The sequence below is a fragment of the Bacillus sp. FSL W8-0519 genome (assembly GCF_038005585.1).
Lineage (GTDB): Bacteria > Bacillota > Bacilli > Bacillales > Bacillaceae_G > Bacillus_A > Bacillus_A paranthracis.
In genome coordinates, this window is the sequence record NZ_JBBOTL010000001.1 from 1686062 (window position 1) to 1704156 (window position 18095).

The following is an 18095-nucleotide window of genomic DNA, read 5'->3' on the forward strand; positions in this document are numbered from 1 at the left end:
GAAGTAATGGAAAGTACAGAAAAGAAAGAAGCGTTAATGCGAATAAAAGCAGCTTCGAAAAATGAATTGTATCGAAAGTTATTTGACCAATATGGTACAGATTATTATTACGTTGTCGATGAAAGTGTAAAACGAAATATCCCGTTTTTTTGGAAAAAGAATTATGAAATGTTAGTTGCTTTTCCAGAGGATAAACAGGAAGAAGTGAACGAAAGTACAGCTGAATTTCATGAACAATTAATGGATGTTGTAAATGACCCTTCAGAACAAATTGTGAAGGCGAACGGAATTCAATCGGTACTGCACAATTTAGAAAACGTGACGACTCCTATGTCGTACGCGGCAATGCAAACAGGAAATAGTGAAGAATGGGCAAGAAAGAAAGAGAAACTATTAAAGCTGTTTGAAAAAGGTATCGTCGTTGTGAAACAGACGGAAGAAACGAAAGTAACGAAAAAGCAAAAAACCGTGAAGAAAGTCGTTCCTGTCAAGAAAGAAGAAGTAGTTGTAAAAAAAGAAAAGCAAGAATCTGTACCATTTATTATTCAAAAAGTAATTCGTATGCTAGAGCAAAACGACGTAGAACAATACTTCATTCATGCATATGTTGAAAAGTTAAAAGTGAAGTTTGAGAATGCAACGATGATTACAGAAGAAGAAGTAATCGAATATATATTGGAAGATATGAGATCTCATTTCAACACAGAAAACGTATTTGAAAAAGAAGTACAAACAATTGCATTAATCGGTCCAACTGGTGTTGGAAAAACGACGACACTTGCGAAAATGGCGTGGCAATTTCACGGTATGAAAAAAACGGTTGGTTTTATTACGACAGACCATTCGCGCATTGGGACAGTGCAGCAACTGCAAGATTACGTAAAGACAATTGGATTTGAAGTAATCGCTGTACGTGATGAAGCTGCAATGACAAGAGCGCTTACGTACTTTAAAGAAGAAGCGCGCGTCGATTATATTTTAATTGATACAGCTGGAAAAAATTATCGTGCGTCAGAAACAGTGGAAGAAATGATTGAAACGATGGGACAAGTAGAGCCAGATTATATTTGTTTAACGTTATCAGCTTCGATGAAAAGTAAAGACATGATCGAAATCATTACGAACTTTAAAGATATTCATATTGATGGTATCGTCTTTACGAAATTTGATGAAACGGCAAGTAGTGGTGAATTGTTGAAAATTCCAGCAGTATCATCAGCTCCTATTGTATTAATGACAGACGGACAAGACGTAAAGAAAAACATACATATCGCTACAGCGGAACATTTAGCGAAACAAATGTTGCAAACATCATAGAAAAGAGGTGAAGGATAAGGCGATTGCCTTATTCAAACGAGTATGAACGGTCTTTATATAGGTTCTATGGGTATGATGAATTATATGCAGCGTATTAATGTTCATTCAAATAACGTTGCAAATGCTCAAACGACAGGATTTAAAGCAGAAAATATGACTTCTAAAGTATTTGATGTACAAGATACATATCGCCGAGGAGATGGTGCTGTAACAAATATCGGTTCGGTCGATTACGCTGTAGTACCAGCCGCAACGCATGTGAATTTAGTACAAGGAAATATACAAATGACAAATAGTGCTACAGATTTCTTTTTAGATGACGGTGCAAACGGTACAACATCATTTTTCGTTACATCTAAAAACGATGAAACGTTTTTAACGAGAGATGGTAGTTTTACAATAAATAGTGATCGTTACTTGCAAACATCTTCAGGTGCTTATGTTATGGGAGAGAATAATGAACGTATTCGTATTCCTGAAGGAGCAAAGGTAGCTGTACAACCAGATGGTACATTATATGATGAGGGAACACAAAATAATATTGCTCGCCTGCAAACAAAAACAGTAGATGCAGAAGCGAATTCTCGTCTAATGCAAAGAGAAAACAAAAGCTTTACACTAGCAGAAGGAAACATTGCTGATTTACCGAACGGAACAGGATTAGTGAAAAATCATATGCTAGAAAATTCAAATGTAGATATGACGAAAGAGATGGCAGATCTTATGACGGATCAAAGAATGATTTCAGCATCACAACGCGTTATGACTTCGTTTGATAAAATTTATGAAAAAGAAGCGAATGAAATATTGAGATAGTGGACTCCTAATATAGGAGTCTTTTATTAAATTTAAATTTCAGAATTATCAATTGACTTTGCAGAGCTTCTTTTTTATATTAGTGGGTATAACTATAACTACTAAAGAGGTGAGAGTATGACAACGGAATTATATTTAGAAGATGCATACAAAACGAGTTGCGAAACAGAAGTGATAAAAGTAGAAGAAAATAAAGTATTTGTAAAAGAAACAGTTTTTTATCCAACTGGTGGAGGGCAGGAATGTGATACGGGTGTCATTGTACAAGATGGGTCTGTATTTGAAGTTCAAAAAGTAAAGAAGGAGCAGGGAGAAATAGTTCACTATATAAAAGATGGAGCTCAAGTAAAATTAGGTCCCGTTAAATTAGAGATTAATTGGGAAAGACGTCATAATTTAATGCGGCATCATTCTTTACTGCATCTTATCGGAGCTGTCGTTTATGAAAAGTATGGAGCTCTATGCACTGGAAATCAAATTTATCCTGACAAAGCACGTATCGATTTTAATGAGTTACAAGAGTTATCGAGCGTGGAAGTAGAAGAAATTGTTAAGGAAGTGAATAAACTTATTAAACAAAATAAAGAAATTTCTACTCGTTATATGAGCCGCGAAGAAGCAGAAAATGCTGTAGGAATGATTAAGACCGCAATAAACCTCCTACCAACTACTATACAAGAAATCCGCATTGTTACAATTGAAAATTTAGACGAACAAGCTTGTGGAGGCACACATGTGAAAAATACGAGTGAAATAGGAACACTTGTTATTGATAAAGTAAAAAGTAAAGGTAAGCAAAATCGTCGCTTTGAGGTTAGAGCGATTTAGATTGTGAGGAGTACTGATGGATGAAATTATAAAAGAATTACAAAAGTTAGGTTTTTCCCAGTACGAATGTAAAGCGTATATTGGACTACTAAAACATTCCCCAGTAACTGGGTATGAAGTGAGTAAACAAACAGGAGTACCTCGTTCTATGATTTACGAGGTACTCGGTAAGTTAATGGATAAAGGAGCGGTACATATTGTACCTTCTGAACCAGTTAAATATGTACCAGTACCAGCTACCGAATTAATGAATCGAATGCGAAAAGACTTTGAAAAGTCCTTTGAATTTTTAGATGAGAAATTAAATAGTTTAGAACAAGAGCGACAAATAGATGTAATTTCGCATATTCGCTCAAATGATCGGGTTTTGAAGGAAATATGCAATATAATTAATAGAGCGAAGGGAGAGTTATGGATTTCTGTATGGGAAGATCAAGTGCATGAAATTGAGCCATACATTCATCAAAAGGAAGAGGAAGGTGTACATATATTTTCAATCTTATTTGGCGCTCCTGATACAAAAATAGGCGCGACGTTTCACCATAATTATATGACGCCTCACGTTGTTGAAAAGAGAATGGGTGGTCATTTAACTGTAATCACGCGTGACGGGGAAGAAGTATTAATTGCGAACTTCTCAAATGATAGCACTTCATGGGCTGTTACAACGTATGATCCAGCTCTAGTTCTCGTTGCTACAGAGTATGTGCGACACGATATTATGGTTGAAGAAATTACGAAGGAATTTGGAGCTGATAAGTTAGATACGTTGTGGCGTGAAAATATAGATTTAGTTCATGTCGTAACAGGAAAACGAACTTTAGAAGAAATGGAGGATGATAGAGATGAGTAAAGCTGAGGCTCATGTAGCTTTGCAGAGCGATGATACATTTCAGCAAGGAGTAAAAGATTGTTTACCAACTGTATTTGGTTATTTAAGCATCGGCATAGCAGCTGGTGTAATTGCAAAAACAGCTGGTTTCTCCATTATTGAAATTGCGTTTATGTCCACTTTAATTTATGCAGGTTCTGCCCAATTTATATTAGCAGGTATGTATGCAGCTGGTGCCCCTGCTTCCGCAATTATTTTTACCGTATTTTTTGTTAATTTGCGCCACCTTCTTATGAGTGCTGCACTTGCGCCGTACTTTACGAAACTGCCTCTATTTAAAAACTTACTAATCGGTTCGCAAATTACAGATGAAACGTTCGGCGTTGCAGTACAGCATGCAGCGCAAAAAGGATATTTAGGCGAAAGATGGATGATTGGGCTAAATGTAACGGCTTATTTAAACTGGATTCTTGCTACTATTATCGGCGGGCTATTTGGTGAATGGATACCAGATCCGCATACGTACGGTATGGATTATGCATTACCAGCGATGTTTATCGGATTATTTGTACTTCAGCTCATAAGTAGTAAACCGAAACTGGCAATTCATCTTACTGTTGCAATTGTAGCGATTATAATTGCGTACGTTTCACACTTATTTATGCCAGATAGTATAGCGGTTATTATCGCAACATTACTAGCTGCGACGATTGGAGTGGTGATTGAAAAATGGAAATGAGATTAGACGTATTATTACTTTTATTAGCAGCAGGAGCTGTCACACTCGTGCCACGTATTTTACCTCTACTCGTATTTAGCAAACTACAAATTCCAGACTGGGGTTTAAAATGGTTAAATTACATACCAATCGCGATATTAGCAGCACTTTTAGCGCAAGTTTTATTTATGCATGACACGATGCAGTGGGATTACTTGATTGCAGCAATTCCAACATTTCTTGTAGCGATATATACTCGTAGTTTATTAGGTACAGTATTAACTGGTGTGATTGTGATTATTTTGTTACGTTTCTTTTTCTAAAAAGGATTACGCTCATATAATAGCGAAAAGTGTAATAACATGAAAAATATAGGGGTGGTGTTATGATACTTTTAACGATAGGAGCAATTTTGTTAACGTTGTTTATTTTCTTTATTATCGGCTTTATTACGTTTATGATGTTTGTTGATAAGGCGACACCTCAAATATATTATACACCTTGTGAATCAGTGACAGTGAAAGCTAAAGGTAAACATAAAAGGAAGAAAAGTTGAATGCTGGCTTTTCTTCCTTTTATTTTATCTGATTTTTCTGTATAATTTAAGTTAGTTATCCAACTAACTTAAAAGGGGGGCATAGAAATGGCAAAACCGAATGTTGTTAATAAAGAGAAGTTACTACAAGCAGCAAAAGAAATTATTGCAGAGCATGGGATGGAAAAGTTGACATTAAAAGCAGTTGCAGAGAGTGCTCAAGTTACTCAAGGTACCGTATATTATCATTTTAAAACGAAAGATCAATTATTACTTGAAGTAACTGAATCGTTTTGTAAAGCGTCGTGGGAACAAATAGGAAAGGATGTACAGTTAGAAAAGGCTTTACAGTCTGCTGAAAGTAGATGCGTGAAAGATTCAATGTATCATCATTTGTTTTTTCAATTAGTAGCTAGTGGATTACAAAATGATGCGATGAAAAATAAAATTGGTGGATTGTTACATTATGAAAACCAAGAATTGACAAGAGTGTTAAATAAAAAAATAGGAGGTACAATGACATCTCAAATTTCAACTGAAACGTGGAGCGTTTTATGTAATGCATTAATTGATGGATTGGCATTGCAAGCGTTATTCAATCCATCTTTTTCTACAGAAAAAGTATATGGTGATTTATATATGCTCTTGGAAAAGTTTACAGTGCTACAAAAGGGAGGTAATGTCAGTGAATAATAGACTTTGGCTCACTATTTTATTTTCTATCGGCATTTGGCTTTTTGCCTCAGCGTTCTTCATTATTTTCGGTTCTTCTGTTTTATTAGAATACACTTCAAATAGATTTTTTCTACAAATGGCGTTGCTTGAATTAGGGACAGCTATAGCTTTATATTTTGTAATGTGGTTATATCAAAAACTGGATACCTCGAAATATGCAGTTATTAAGTTAGGTATATGTGGCACAGCGATTGGTTTAACTTTAGATTCTTACATCTTGTATCATTCTTCTAATATATTCTCACAATTAACCTCACAGCAAATCATGTCATTTACCATTTGGATGGTAATTGCTTACGCTCTTTATTTAATAATTCCTTTCGTTATGGAACGAAAAAGACTGTTATAAAGAGGATTTTTATCCTCCTTATAACAGTCACATCCCCGAAAGAACTAACAACAATAAACCAAATAAAAAACTAATAAAGGAAAGAAAACCGATACATATCGAGAACACACGATTGTTTCTCCATTCGCGCCAGAAAGTGATAAAACCTAATATACAATGGGAAAACCAAATGGGTAGAAATAGGAACTCACTAATTTTTTCGGGAAGTAACGCATAAAAAGTTGATAAATATAAGATCCAATTTGTAAAAAATAAAATGCAAACGATAATAGATTGTAAGTAGGGGCGTTTGGAAAACGCTCCCTTTTTTACGGTTACTAAAATAATAGTTAGTACTGAGAAAAAGGCAATGAATAGGAAAATAAGTAAGAGTAATGTAAGTGTCATTTACATCTCCTTTATAAGAGTGTTTTTTACAAGAAATGACTCTATTAAATTATATGCTTGATTTGTAGAGTGCCCGTTATATTTTTCGGTGTACGGATTTAGAAAACCATGTTCACCGTGTAGTTGGTGTATTTCTAATAAAGGATTTTTTTGTTGCTGCAACGATTGAATGAAAGAGGATACTGAAAAACTAGCTTCTTTTTCAGGGAATATAAGTAAGGTAGCACATGTTGGTTTCATATGAATATAGTCACGTATACGGGAACCGTAGCATCCGATAATAAAATCTATTTTCGGATTGTTACTACATAGCCATGAGATGGTAGCACCAACACTAAAGCCGATAAGTCCAATATGTGTGTAACGACTAGAAAGATGAGTAATGAATGTTTCAATTTGCTTTTTTCCATCTTCAAATCCAATATGATTCATAAAAAAATGATATGCTTTTTCTTCATCACTATAATGAAATGCAGGTTGCGATTGTAGCAGATTAGGACAGAATACATCTATATGAGATGAAGTGAAGTGATGGGTAACGTGATGCATATGGTCGTTCACACCATATATCTCATGAACAACAACGAGAGCTAATTTTTTCTTCATCGTTATAAAGTACCTCTATGAAATTTAAATTCTTTCTCAACAAGGCAGATACGAAGGTGGAAGTTTTCATACCATTGCTCACGGCCCCTTTTTTTCGCTTCTTTATGTAAGGCATTCTGTTTCCAATTTTCAATCGCCTCAAGTGATTCCCAATAAGAAATTGTGATTCCGAGCCCTGAATGATCTCGTGCACTTTCTACACCTAGAAATCCAGGTTGCTGCTTTGCAAGTTCCTCCATTTTGTCAGAAGCGGCATTATAGTCTGTTGTATCATTTGATAAATTAGAAGTGAATATAACTGCATAATAATGACTTGTTTTTTGTAAATTATTTTTCATATACATTCCCCCTTTTTATCTAGTTTAGCATGTAATAAATAGAAAAGAAGTTATGGCTTCTTATTAATATTTCGTTTTTTTATTGTCACTTGAATGAAGTAAGATGGTTTCTATATTGATGTTCGAAATTTTTTATCACTTCATATAAATATCTTTATATATAAATGTTTAAAATAGGAAAAAATCACATATTTTGTTAACAAAATATGTGATTTATATTAGAATAATACGTATAAAGTATATATATATAATATGTTAGTAAAATTTATTGAAGGAGGTGACCTCTTTGCACAGTAGGATAAAAGAAAATAAAAAAGTATTAAATGCATTTGTAGTTGTTATGAGTTTACTCTTGCTATTATCCCAATTACAGTTTTTAAGTCCGATTGATACGGCAACGGCAGCAGTTACAGATGAAGAAGGGTTTGATAAACCAACCTATCAATCTATTCATAAAGGTGAGATGTATTCGACCGGTAATGTGAATTTAGGTATTAAAGCTACTGAATCTCAAAAGAAAACGGCGTTGTATTCAGATATAACGAATACTGCGTATACAGCACCGAATGGCTATACCCGTGAACTTATTGATATAGATGATGATCCAACAACTACAAATTCATCTAAGGCATATATTCCCGTTCCAGAAGATGCTGAAATTGAATGGGCTGGATTATATTGGAGTTCAACACGTTATGAATTAACGCAGCAACAGTATGTAGCACCAGTTAAGTTCACGACTCCGGCAGGGAAGAGCTTTCAAGTAAAACCAAGTAATACGTATTACGGAAGTGGCTTGCTTTATGGATTTGGTATTGATGGTACTTATTATTCTAACTATGCAGATGTTACAAAGCTTTTACAGTCCTCTAATTCAAAAGGAGGAAGCTATACTGTAGCAAATATTCCTTATCCAAATACAAAGCTTGCGTATAATTATGGATATTATTCTTTTGCCGGATGGTACATGCTAGTGATCACGAAAGATAAGTCAAAAACAAGAAAAGCATTTACTGTTTATGATGGTGGATTGAAAAGAGCTACTGGATCTGGTGAAAAAGAATTCACTGTGAAAAACTTTCTTGCTTCAAAAACTGGAGATTTAGATCCAAAAGTTTCTGTTTTTGCTGTCCAAGGTGATAGATATTGGCAAGGTGATAAACTCTTTGTTCATACAGATAATACTTGGAAGGAAGTTACTGATAAGCTGAATCCAACCGGTAATATATTCAATTCCACTATTTCTGAATATGAGGAACATATGCGAGATAAGTATCCAGGTACATTTAATCCAGATTATAAAAATAATTTGGGAGTTGATGCAGATTTAATCAAGTTACCAGCAGGATATATTAAACCAGAGCAAAAAGAAATACGCCTAAAAGCTGCGACAGCTGGTGATGACTACGTATTAAACACATTAGCCTTTGCAGTAAATGCAACAGCGCCAGAGCTTGTAATCGATAAGGAAGTAGTAGATGCAAAAGAAAAGTATGAGCCAGGTGATGAGGTTACATATCGTTTACGGGTGAAAAACATTGAACCGAATTCGAGTTCTGTTGATACAAAAATTGAAGATGTTTTAGATTCACGTCTAGAATTTGTACCAAATTCGGTGAAAATCATTTCTGGTCCGAATGCTGGAAATGAAACAGAACAAGTTGACTATGATGCAAAGACAAGAAAGTTAACAATAAGAATTGGTGAAGGAGCAATTGCTACAAAAGGTGGAATCTATACGGATAAAACACCTGAGACAATCATTGAATTTAAAGCGAAACTAAGGGGAGAAAAGGTAGAAACAGAAATTCCTAATATCGCTGTCGTTCAAGGGATTGATGAGTTAACAGGAAGTCAGGTTGAAGCTAACGATTCTAATAAAGTAGTGGTTAAAGTATTACCCGAACGAGAAGAGAAACCTGGGAAGTTAGTAGCTACTAAACTAGCTAAAGATATAAACGGTGGTACGCTGAAAGTTGGCGACAAACTAGAATATACAATTCATGCTAAAAATAGTGTTCCAGATTCTATCTTAAAGGCAGTTAAAATTACGGATAACCTTCCTGAAGGAGTAGAGTATGTTCCGAACACGTTAAAGATAAACGGAAAGGAACAAACGGATGTTGAAGATGAAGATTATGCACATATAAAAGATGGAACGATTTATGCTCATTTCGGCGATCTTAAAGGTGAGGAAGAGAAAGCAATTACGTTTGAAGTTGTTGTAAAGCCGGAGATGGCAAATAAGAAAATAAAAAATATAGCAATAGTTGAGACTGATAGTTCGAAAGATAAGGAAAAGCCTGAAGTTGAAACACTGGTTGATCCGTTGTCTGGACAACTAGAATCGAAGAAAGAGATTATTGGTATTAAGCAAGAAAAATTCCATGTCAATGATGAATTAGAGTATCAAATTAAACTTCGAAATAAGGTAGAAAATGGGCTTATTAAAGATATGCGTCTAACGGATAAGCTTCCTGAAGGTATAGAGTATATAACTGGTAGCATGAAGTTAAATGGAAATTTATTGACAGATGCAGTTGACGAGGATGAGGGGTCGTATGAGGATAACACGATTAAATTAAACTTTGGTGACGTACTTGATACAGAAGAACGAACGGTAACTTTTAAAGTGAAAGTTACGCAAGATGCATTAAAAACGAAGGAAATTGAGAACATAGCGGTTGTTGAGGGAAAAACACCAGATAATGAAGATTTACCTCCACAAAAACCGAATGTAAAAACGAATGTGGAAGCAAAGGAGCCTAAAGTAAGAAAGATGGTTTCGGATGCAGATGAAAAAGAAGTGGAAAAAGCGACATTACAAAATATAGATGAAGAGTTTACATGGCATGTAAACTATCATTTTGGTAATGATATTATGAACCTTGAAAAAGTAGTATTGCAGGATGACTTAGAGGATATTTTAACTATCTTACAAGTAAAGCTTGTAAACAGCGATGGAGAAGAAATAGAAGTTATACCGCAAATTGATGAACAATTAAAGAAAGTAAGTATTGAGTTACCGAAGCAGGACGGAAATTATGCTTACCTTGCGAATCAATCGTATACAATGCATATTAAGTCAAAATTAAGCGCGAATGTAAATGCAGATATACTAACGAAATACAATGCGAATGATGGTATTCCAAATAAAGCAGAGTTACTGTTTGACCAGAAGAAATTCGTATCAAATGAAGTGTTGGTAGTACCGCCAGCATTAGGGAAATTTGAGATTGAAAAAGTAGATGCGAACGATGAAAATCTCAAATTGGAAGGCGCAGTATTTAATGTGATTAGTAAAGATGGAACCATAGTATGTAAATTAACAACCAATAAAGATGGTTTGGCAACTTCTATTCCATTAATGGTTGGCAAATATACATTAAAAGAAGTACAAGCACCAAAAGGATATATGTTAATGAGAGAACCAGTAGAAATTGAAGTGAAATCTGGAATGGATTCACAGAAAATAAGAGTAGTAAATAAAAAGAGTGAATTTGTTATTCCAGAGACTGGTGGAATAGGGACAATTATTTATTATGTAATTGGTGGAATATTGATGTTTGTTACATTGTTCCTCTTTGTTAGAAAGAGAAATAATGAGAGATAGAAATAACAAAGGTAATGCAAATGATAGGGAGTGGACAACAATGAAAAAGATTTTTAGTTTATTTTTAATCTGTATGTTAGCTTTTTCGACGTTATCTAACATGATTGTTAGTGCGGAATCAAAAAGTACAGGTACTTTAACGATTCACAAGTTTGAACAAAGTAAAGATTCTAAAACAACTACAGAAGGTAATGGAAAAGAAGGACAAACTGTTCCAGAAGATGCAAAACCTTTAGAAGGTGTAACTTTTGAAATTAAACGAATTGAGTCATTTGAAAAAATTTCAAATGATGGAACTGTTATAAAAGAAGATGCAAAACCAGTAAAAGACGCTGCAATAACAAAGGTAACAAACGCAAAAGGGGAAGCTGTTTTTTCAAATCTTCCGCTAGGACGTTATGAAGTAAAAGCAATTGAGGGTCCAAAACATATTGCGTTGGATAAGACTACTTTTATTGTCGATATTCCAATGACAAGTGCAGACGGTAAAGATTTAAATTACGATGTTCATATTTACCCTAAAAATGAAACAAAACGTGGTTCAGTAGAATTCGTAAAAAAAGGTGAAGCCGGTAAAGTATTAAAAGATGCAGAATTCCATTTATTTAAAAAGAATAAAGATGGAACAAGCACACAAGTTAAGACACCGAGTTCATTAGTAACAGGGGAAGATGGTAAAGTTCGTGTAGATTCTCTAGAATATGGGGATTATTATTTTATTGAGCATAAGGCTCCAACAGGTTATTTAACTAGTAAAGAGGAGCGTCCTTTCTCTATTAAGGAATCTGGTGAAGTCGTTAAGCTGGATGATATAAAGAACTATAAAGAACCTACCATTACTAAAAGTATAAATAACGGTTCAAAAGTAGCTGGAATTAATAAAGAGACAGATTATACGTATGATATTAAAACATTACTTCCAGAAGATATTAAATTATATAAAAAATATGTCGTAACAGATATTTTAGATGATCGTTTGGAAATAAAAGGCCAACCAATTGTTATGGTTGATGGAAAGAAAGTTGAAGATGGTAGTGTAAAAGTAGTTGTAGAAGGTCAAAAAGTAACCGCTACAATTGAAGATTTTTCAAAAATTAATGGGAAAGAACTTCATTTGCAAATTACTGCAAAAATTAAAAGTGATGTTGAATCTGGAGTGAAAATTCCAAACAAAGCAGTACTTGATTTTGTAAACAAAGATGATGTTTCATCAGAAAAAGATGGAAAGCCATCTAATGAAGTGGTGGTCACACCGACAGCGGGAAATATTAAAATTGAAAAAGTTGATGGTAAGGATAAGACGCTTAAATTAGAAGGTGCGAAGTTCCAATTACAAGATAAAAAAGGTAATGTTATAAAAGTTAATGGGAAAGAAATGAATGATATAACAGATGCAAATGGTATTATTACATGGAATGAAATCCCGTACGGTGAATATCAAATTGTTGAGACGGAAGCACCAAAGTATAAAGATAAAGACGGTGCAGTCGAACACTATCAAAAGTTAAGAGATCCGATTAATATTACACTTGATGAAAAACACCAAAAAATAGAGCTACAAGTTGAGAATAATAAGAGCGGTTGGATTATTCCAGCAACAGGTGGTATGGGTACAATTCTCTTCACAGTAGTGGGCCTTATACTAATGGCGGTAGCGACATTTATTTTCTTTAGAAAAAAACCTGTAAAAAATTCTTAATTTATATGTTTATAATAATTGAGTTTAGAAAAGAGGAAAGGCATATTGCTTTCCTCTTTTCCACATTTTATCCGTAGTGAAAGAGGCTATTATGAAACGAAATATAATTTTTGGAAGTATTTTTTTACTAGGATTAAGTATATTTCTCTATCCAACTGTAAGCAATTGGTTTGCAACAAGAACACATTATTCAGAAGTAAGTACATATGATGAAGCGATAAAGAGGCTGGAGCAGGAAGAGATTGATCGTAAAGAAATGGAAGCACGAGAGTATAATAAGAAGGTCCAAAATACAACGCAAACATTTTCAGACCCGTTTCATGAAAAGAGTGATGAGGAAAAAAGTTCATATGTAGATATGTTAAATATAGGGGATGTTATGGGGTATGTAGAAATCCCTAAAATTAATGTGAATCTTCCAATTTATCAAGGGACGACGGAAGAAGTACTAAGTCGTGGAGTTGGACAACTGAATGAATCTTCACTACCAGTAGGAGGAGAAAATACGCATACAGTTTTAACGGGACATCGCGGTTTACCTTCAGCGCTAATGTTTACTCATTTAGACAAAATTGAAAAGAAAGATATATTTTATATTCATACATTAGATAAAGTACTTGCCTATCAGGTAGATCAAATAAAAGTTGTGTTACCAAATGAGACAGAAGATTTATTAGTAGTACAAGGACAAGATTACGCAACATTAATTACGTGTACCCCTTATGGAGTGAACACGCACAGGTTACTAGTGAGAGGACACCGTGTTCCATATGATGCTGGTGAAAAAGAAATGATTACAAAACCTTTCATTTTAGAAGATTGGATGATCGTTTTTCCTATTGGTATTATTTGCATTATCCTTCTAATAATCTATTTAAAAAAACGAAAATAGTATGTATTGTGTGGTGAGTGTGTGAGAAGGGGAGTTATAAGCGTAGTATTGTTTCTTACAGGATTATCCCTGTTTTTATATCCAATAATTGCTAATTATATAAACAAGTATGTATATAAGACAGAAGTGATACGTTATGAAAAAATGGTTGATGATTTAAAAATAGAAGATGTAAATGAGAAGTTTCGAAAGATGGAAACATATAATAAATCGTTAGGGAAAACTATTTTCAAAATGAGTGACCCATTTGTACAGGATGATGAAATAAGTACGGAACCGTTAAATTTTATAAACAAAGATGAAATATTTGGTACGATTTCTATTCCGAAAATAAATGAGGAATTGCCAATTTACTTAGGAGCAAGTCAAGAAAACTTAAGTAAAGGAGTAGGGCAAATTGAAGGGACTTCTTTACCGATTGGCGGGAAAGATACACATGCTGTATTGGCAGGACATCGTGGATATCACGGAGCAACGATGTTTCGTCATCTGGATCGGTTAAGTGATGGAGATGTATTCTATGTAAAGGTATTTGGAAAGAAGCAAGTGTATAAAGTAATTGGCCGTGAAATTATTTATCCAAATCAAGTGGATAAATTAAATGTAATAAAAGGAAAAGACAAAGTTACACTGCTTACATGTGAGCCATATACATCAAGTAAATATCGTTTGTTAGTATATGGGGAGCGAGTAGAAAGTGAGCAAAAGGAAATGGAACGTCTTAAAAAGAGTGTAGTCGAAGTTAGAAGCTATGAAACAAGAGACATATTTATAAAACTAGCTTGTGGAATAGTAGGCTTCATTGTAATTTGTATTGGTTTGTATGGATTACTAAAGAGAAAATAGGAATGACATTTATATAGAAAAAGAAAAATGCCACTTCAAAAAAATGAAGTGGCATTTCTTATATTTCCTCTAAGCTATTAACTGGAACTGTTAATTCGCGTCCTGGGTTTTTTACTTCATATATGCGGGCGGTTTCATTGCTTTCGTCGACGTGTTGAATCATAACAGGCATGCCTTGAAAACTAACATTCGCTTGCTCCGCTGACACAGAAAGCTCTTTTGCACGTTGAATATTCATTTATATTCCTCCCATCATTATTATCTTTGCTAAAAAAGAGGAATAATATACCATTTCGAGACATTCTTAAAGTTTTTGTATTATTTGTAATGTTCCTTTAATAAATGAAGTGAAGATGGAGTCGGGATAACCATCTATCGTTTGAACTGCTTCTTTTGCTTCTTGCAAAGCAGCTGGTTTATCTTGCAGTTCTATATGGCACAGGGCACGATAGGATCCAGCTGTTAATAACCACGATTGATCAAGTGGATGACTCATATAATCTGGTATGGTAGCGTGTTTTAATGTTTCCAAAGCTTCCTCGTAACGTTTTAAACCATACAGAGATTTTCCTTTTTCAAGATAATACAATCCATTGTCTTGAAAAATTGGTTCGTCTTTTAGTTTTTCGCGAAATTGTTCTAGATGTTCTAATGCGATTGTATATTCATTAGTAATTGTATTGTAGTAATAAGCTTTTAATATATCTATATTTGCAGCGGATAAAGTATCTTCTGTAAAAATGGCAAATTGCTCTGACTTTTTTATGTAATATAAATATCGTTCTTTATCAGTTGTAATGATTTTTTGATAAGATAAAATACGGTAAAATTCATCTGTTTTATAATACACTTGATGTTTTTTTGAAAATGCAAGTGCATCTAAAATGACTTTTTCACATTTATCATAATTGCCGTATGCGAGTAAAATAATTGCTTCTTTTAAATATAATTGTATATGTGTAATCAAATCCATTTCTAAATTCTTCGTTTTATATTCATCGCGAACTTTGGTAATCAACTGTAAACATTCTTTATATTTTTTCCGTTTGTAGAGCATATAGTAAAACAGTAGTTTCGTTTCAGTACTTTCGCGATACAAAGTATATTTTTCAAATATAGAAACAGCTGTTTCAACGTAATATTCAATATTATAATCGTTCATAACAGCTGCTGCTGTTATGAACTGTTTATATAAACGAGCTGTATTTAAAGTTGGAGGTAAATCTGTTTGAACGATAGGTAGTAAAGTTTTGTATACTTCATCGCCATTTGCCTTTATTAGTGGCTCCATTTTTTGAATGAGTTCTACAATTTTTCCTTCATCTTCTTCTAATAAAAAGCTCGGTTCACATTCAAGTTTTTCTGCAATATATTGTAATGTTTTCATAGAAGGTGTAGCTTTTCCATTTTCAATTTGACTAAGCATACTTTTTGTCAATTCTGAACCTGCTAGCTCAGTTTGTGTAAGTTTTTTTTCTTTACGTAATGCTTTAATTTTTTCTCCGAGAGTTGCCATATTGTAGCTCCTTTATAATCAAAAGTTAAATACAATTAAACTTTTTGTTGTAATAATTGGAAAGTTGATTATATAATAAGTTTAACACAATTTAACTTTTAAAGGGAGAGTGTCATAATGGAAGATGTAAGTATAGATCAAAATGATTCAAGAATGAAGATTGCAACGAGAAATATCATTTTAATGATGATTGGAAAAATGACGTCTTTATTAGGCGCAGGTATTTATACGTTCGCAATGGGGTTATACGTATTAAAGACAACTGGTTCAGGGATGGGATTTGCAACTACGCTCGTTTGCGGGTCGCTTCCCAGGATGATTTGTGGTCCGATTGCAGGTGCTGTAGCTGACCGTGTGAGTCGAAGATGGCTTGTCATCGGTACAGATTTATTAAGTAGTTTAACGATGCTTATCATGTTTATCCTTGCTACTATATTTGGACCATCACTTCTTTTTATTTATGTTTCAGCAGCATTATTATCAATTTGTGCAAGTTTTTATTCTGTTGCATTAACTTCATCTATTCCTAATTTAGTAGATGAGGGGCGTATTCAAAAAGCGAGTGCTTTAAATCAAACGGCAGCTTCTTTATCAAATATTTTAGGACCAATTATTGGCGGAGTAGTATTTGGTTTCTTTTCAATTCAGTCGTTCTTTTTGTTAAATAGTATTACGTTCTTTTTAGCGGTTATTTTGCAATTATTTATTGTATTTGATTTATATAAAAAAGTAGTGGCTGAGAGTAAAGAGCATTTCTTGACGAGTATAAAAGAAGGTTTTTTATATGTAAAACGACAACATGAAATATATGGTTTAATGAAAATAGCATTGTGGGTAAACTTTTTTGCGTGTGGGCTAACCGTTGCACTGCCATACATTATCATACGTACATTGCATTTATCTTCAAAGCAACTCGGTACTGTAGAGGGAATGTTAGCAGTCGGGATGCTAATGGGGGCGATTGCTTTATCAGTGCGTAAAGAAGTGAATAATCCGTTTCGTTCTATTTATACTGGACTGTTTTTGTTTGCTGGTTTGAGTTTATGTACAGTCTTCCCGTTGTTAGTTACCATTCCAAAAGTGGCAAGTTTTATTTACTATATTGCTTTCATGATGTTAACTGGTATAGCAATTATGATTGTCAATATTCCGATGCAAGTACATATGCAAAAAACGACAGATCCGAACTACTTAGGGCGTGTATTTGGCCTACTTGAAACAATTGCGACTGCAATCGCACCGCTCGGTATGATTATATATGGATTATTGTTAGATATGTTACCAACTAGCATTGTTATGATGACAATAGGCGGAGGTTTATTGTTAGTTGTATTAGTTGGAGTAAGGCAACATATGGCGAAAAAGCAAGTGGATGTGTCGGCTTAAAAATAATAAAATAATAAAAATTTGACTTATCTTCATAAAAATGACCAAATCAGTATTTTAGTTTTTGAAACTCTTTTTCATGTATGTTAAAGTAAAGTGAGCAGGCAAAGAAAAGGAGACAACAGCATGAAAAAATTAAGTTTTGTTATGCTTTTTCTGTTAGTCGTAATGGCTGGATGTAGTAATTATGACACATATATTGAAACAGGTATGCAATCATTGAAAGATGAAAAATATAGTGATGCAACAATGTGGTTTGAAAAAGCAGAAAAAGAGAAATCGGGAAATGAAGCGAAATCATATAAAGAAATGGCCGAGAAAATGGATCACGGAGCAACGGCATTAAAAGACGGTAAGTATTTAGAAGCGAAAGACATTGCAAATGAAGTGTTACAAATGAAAAAAGACGATGCACTTGAAACAGCTGTAACATCAAATGCAGAGAATATGCTTCAAAAAGCAAAAGATGTAGAAGAGAAAGTAAATGAAAGAGTAGCAAAACGTAGAAAAGTAGAAGAAGAAGGAATTGATAAACTCATTAAAGCTGTAGATAGTATAGATGATGTGAAAGAAAAAGAGAAAAAAGTTTCAGAAGCATTAGATAAGGCTGAAGAGGCGCAAGCAAAAATTGAAGCGAAGAAAAATAAATAGAGTTATAGCTTAAAAGACTGTCGTGTAAAGC

20 protein-coding genes are annotated in these 18095 nt (G+C 33.9%); 15 read left to right on the plus strand and 5 right to left on the minus strand.

The features are described from left to right. The first annotated feature begins 6 nt into the window (after positions 1-6). The 9 genes from flhF (at position 7) to NST14_RS08860 (ending at position 6130) form a co-directional block, all read left to right on the plus strand. Positions 7-1317 (plus strand): flagellar biosynthesis protein FlhF, encoded by a 1311-nt coding sequence (gene flhF, locus NST14_RS08820; protein ID WP_229142971.1) that lies wholly within the window; start codon positions 7-9, stop codon positions 1315-1317. Between the two features lie 42 nt (positions 1318-1359). Then, positions 1360-2133: a flagellar basal-body rod protein FlgG gene (locus NST14_RS08825; RefSeq protein ID WP_001013947.1), complete on the plus strand. Its 774-nt coding sequence runs from the start codon at positions 1360-1362 to the stop codon at positions 2131-2133. A gap of 117 nt (positions 2134-2250) precedes the next feature. After that, positions 2251-2961 (plus strand): alanyl-tRNA editing protein, encoded by a 711-nt coding sequence (locus NST14_RS08830; RefSeq protein WP_000206094.1) that lies wholly within the window; start codon positions 2251-2253, stop codon positions 2959-2961. 16 nt (positions 2962-2977) lie between these two features. After that, positions 2978-3814 (plus strand): TrmB family transcriptional regulator, encoded by an 837-nt coding sequence (locus tag NST14_RS08835; RefSeq protein WP_229142972.1) that lies wholly within the window; start codon positions 2978-2980, stop codon positions 3812-3814. After that, positions 3807-4532, plus strand: coding sequence for an AzlC family ABC transporter permease (locus NST14_RS08840; RefSeq protein WP_000029966.1), 726 nt, complete (start codon positions 3807-3809; stop codon positions 4530-4532). The genes NST14_RS08835 and NST14_RS08840 overlap by 8 nt, the downstream gene beginning before the upstream one ends. Next, a complete protein-coding gene (locus NST14_RS08845; protein ID WP_000425940.1) occupies positions 4523-4834 on the plus strand; it encodes an AzlD domain-containing protein in 312 nt (103 codons plus the stop codon). Before NST14_RS08840 ends, NST14_RS08845 begins: the two co-directional genes overlap by 10 nt. A gap of 62 nt (positions 4835-4896) precedes the next feature. Then, a complete protein-coding gene (locus NST14_RS08850; RefSeq protein WP_000602230.1) occupies positions 4897-5067 on the plus strand; it encodes a DUF3951 domain-containing protein in 171 nt (56 codons plus the stop codon). Positions 5068-5154: 87 nt separating this feature from the next. Further along, positions 5155-5739 carry a TetR/AcrR family transcriptional regulator gene (locus tag NST14_RS08855; RefSeq protein ID WP_229142973.1) on the plus strand — a complete coding sequence of 195 codons (585 nt, stop codon included), beginning with the start codon at positions 5155-5157 and terminating at the stop codon, positions 5737-5739. After that, on the plus strand, positions 5732-6130 hold the full coding sequence (locus NST14_RS08860; protein WP_001065260.1) for a DUF5367 family protein: 399 nt from the start codon (positions 5732-5734) through the stop codon (positions 6128-6130). The genes NST14_RS08855 and NST14_RS08860 overlap by 8 nt, the downstream gene beginning before the upstream one ends. Positions 6131-6157: 27 nt before the next feature. On the opposite strand, the gene NST14_RS08865 is transcribed toward NST14_RS08860, so the two are convergent. The 3 genes from NST14_RS08865 to NST14_RS08875 are packed head-to-tail and all read right to left on the minus strand — an operon-like array spanning position 6158 to position 7461. Beyond that, entirely contained in the window at positions 6158-6517 is a 360-nt protein-coding gene (locus tag NST14_RS08865; RefSeq protein ID WP_229142974.1) for a hypothetical protein, read from the minus strand. After that, a complete protein-coding gene (locus NST14_RS08870; RefSeq protein WP_073541829.1) occupies positions 6518-7123 on the minus strand; it encodes a dienelactone hydrolase family protein in 606 nt (201 codons plus the stop codon). It lies immediately after the preceding gene. A gap of 2 nt (positions 7124-7125) precedes the next feature. Continuing rightward, positions 7126-7461 (minus strand): antibiotic biosynthesis monooxygenase family protein, encoded by a 336-nt coding sequence (locus NST14_RS08875; RefSeq protein WP_000794571.1) that lies wholly within the window; start codon positions 7459-7461, stop codon positions 7126-7128. A 277-nt stretch (positions 7462-7738) separates the two neighbouring features. Here NST14_RS08875 and NST14_RS08880 point away from each other — a divergent pair, with 277 nt between their 5' ends. The 4 genes from NST14_RS08880 (at position 7739) to NST14_RS08895 (ending at position 14511) form a co-directional block, all read left to right on the plus strand. Beyond that, a complete protein-coding gene (locus tag NST14_RS08880; RefSeq protein WP_239692549.1) occupies positions 7739-11074 on the plus strand; it encodes an isopeptide-forming domain-containing fimbrial protein in 3336 nt (1111 codons plus the stop codon). A 40-nt stretch (positions 11075-11114) separates the two neighbouring features. Next, positions 11115-12773 carry a SpaH/EbpB family LPXTG-anchored major pilin gene (locus tag NST14_RS08885; RefSeq protein ID WP_229142975.1) on the plus strand — a complete coding sequence of 553 codons (1659 nt, stop codon included), beginning with the start codon at positions 11115-11117 and terminating at the stop codon, positions 12771-12773. Positions 12774-12864: 91 nt separating this feature from the next. Further along, positions 12865-13665 (plus strand): class C sortase, encoded by an 801-nt coding sequence (locus NST14_RS08890; protein ID WP_000827791.1) that lies wholly within the window; start codon positions 12865-12867, stop codon positions 13663-13665. A gap of 21 nt (positions 13666-13686) precedes the next feature. Next, positions 13687-14511, plus strand: a complete 825-nt coding sequence (locus NST14_RS08895) for a class C sortase (protein WP_033671938.1) — start codon at positions 13687-13689, stop codon at positions 14509-14511. Positions 14512-14569: 58 nt separating this feature from the next. On the opposite strand, the gene NST14_RS08900 is transcribed toward NST14_RS08895, so the two are convergent. Beyond that, positions 14570-14749 carry an H-type small acid-soluble spore protein gene (locus NST14_RS08900; protein WP_001025740.1) on the minus strand — a complete coding sequence of 60 codons (180 nt, stop codon included), beginning with the start codon at positions 14747-14749 and terminating at the stop codon, positions 14570-14572. A 66-nt stretch (positions 14750-14815) separates the two neighbouring features. Beyond that, complete coding sequence (locus tag NST14_RS08905; RefSeq protein WP_048557473.1) at positions 14816-16027, minus strand: helix-turn-helix domain-containing protein; 1212 nt, start codon at positions 16025-16027, stop codon at positions 14816-14818. Between the two features lie 117 nt (positions 16028-16144). Between NST14_RS08905 and NST14_RS08910 the strand changes: the two genes are divergently transcribed. Together NST14_RS08910 and NST14_RS08915 are read left to right on the plus strand one after the other, a co-directional pair. Further along, positions 16145-17413, plus strand: a complete 1269-nt coding sequence (locus NST14_RS08910) for an MFS transporter (RefSeq protein ID WP_073541827.1) — start codon at positions 16145-16147, stop codon at positions 17411-17413. Positions 17414-17539: 126 nt separating this feature from the next. Continuing rightward, positions 17540-18064: a DUF4398 domain-containing protein gene (locus NST14_RS08915; RefSeq protein ID WP_000736430.1), complete on the plus strand. Its 525-nt coding sequence runs from the start codon at positions 17540-17542 to the stop codon at positions 18062-18064. The last annotated feature ends 31 nt before the right edge of the window (positions 18065-18095 follow it).

What these genes read in the sequence shown, in the direction of transcription:
- NST14_RS08905 (WP_048557473.1), bottom strand. Translation starts at nt 16,027, where the DNA reads ATGGCAACTCTCGGAGAAAAAATTAAAGCATTACGTAAAGAAAAAAAA.
- NST14_RS08900 (WP_001025740.1), bottom strand. Translation starts at nt 14,749, where the DNA reads ATGAATATTCAACGTGCAAAAGAGCTTTCTGTGTCAGCGGAGCAAGCG.
- NST14_RS08840 (WP_000029966.1), top strand. Translation starts at nt 3,807, where the DNA reads ATGAGTAAAGCTGAGGCTCATGTAGCTTTGCAGAGCGATGATACATTT.
- NST14_RS08850 (WP_000602230.1), top strand. Translation starts at nt 4,897, where the DNA reads ATGATACTTTTAACGATAGGAGCAATTTTGTTAACGTTGTTTATTTTC.
- NST14_RS08855 (WP_229142973.1), top strand. Translation starts at nt 5,155, where the DNA reads ATGGCAAAACCGAATGTTGTTAATAAAGAGAAGTTACTACAAGCAGCA.
- NST14_RS08875 (WP_000794571.1), bottom strand. Translation starts at nt 7,461, where the DNA reads ATGAAAAATAATTTACAAAAAACAAGTCATTATTATGCAGTTATATTC.
- NST14_RS08830 (WP_000206094.1), top strand. Translation starts at nt 2,251, where the DNA reads ATGACAACGGAATTATATTTAGAAGATGCATACAAAACGAGTTGCGAA.
- NST14_RS08915 (WP_000736430.1), top strand. Translation starts at nt 17,540, where the DNA reads ATGAAAAAATTAAGTTTTGTTATGCTTTTTCTGTTAGTCGTAATGGCT.
- NST14_RS08870 (WP_073541829.1), bottom strand. Translation starts at nt 7,123, where the DNA reads ATGAAGAAAAAATTAGCTCTCGTTGTTGTTCATGAGATATATGGTGTG.
- NST14_RS08910 (WP_073541827.1), top strand. Translation starts at nt 16,145, where the DNA reads ATGGAAGATGTAAGTATAGATCAAAATGATTCAAGAATGAAGATTGCA.
- NST14_RS08885 (WP_229142975.1), top strand. Translation starts at nt 11,115, where the DNA reads ATGAAAAAGATTTTTAGTTTATTTTTAATCTGTATGTTAGCTTTTTCG.
- NST14_RS08845 (WP_000425940.1), top strand. Translation starts at nt 4,523, where the DNA reads ATGGAAATGAGATTAGACGTATTATTACTTTTATTAGCAGCAGGAGCT.
- NST14_RS08835 (WP_229142972.1), top strand. Translation starts at nt 2,978, where the DNA reads ATGGATGAAATTATAAAAGAATTACAAAAGTTAGGTTTTTCCCAGTAC.
- NST14_RS08825 (WP_001013947.1), top strand. Translation starts at nt 1,360, where the DNA reads ATGAACGGTCTTTATATAGGTTCTATGGGTATGATGAATTATATGCAG.
- NST14_RS08890 (WP_000827791.1), top strand. Translation starts at nt 12,865, where the DNA reads ATGAAACGAAATATAATTTTTGGAAGTATTTTTTTACTAGGATTAAGT.
- flhF (WP_229142971.1), top strand. Translation starts at nt 7, where the DNA reads ATGGAAAGTACAGAAAAGAAAGAAGCGTTAATGCGAATAAAAGCAGCT.
- NST14_RS08865 (WP_229142974.1), bottom strand. Translation starts at nt 6,517, where the DNA reads ATGACACTTACATTACTCTTACTTATTTTCCTATTCATTGCCTTTTTC.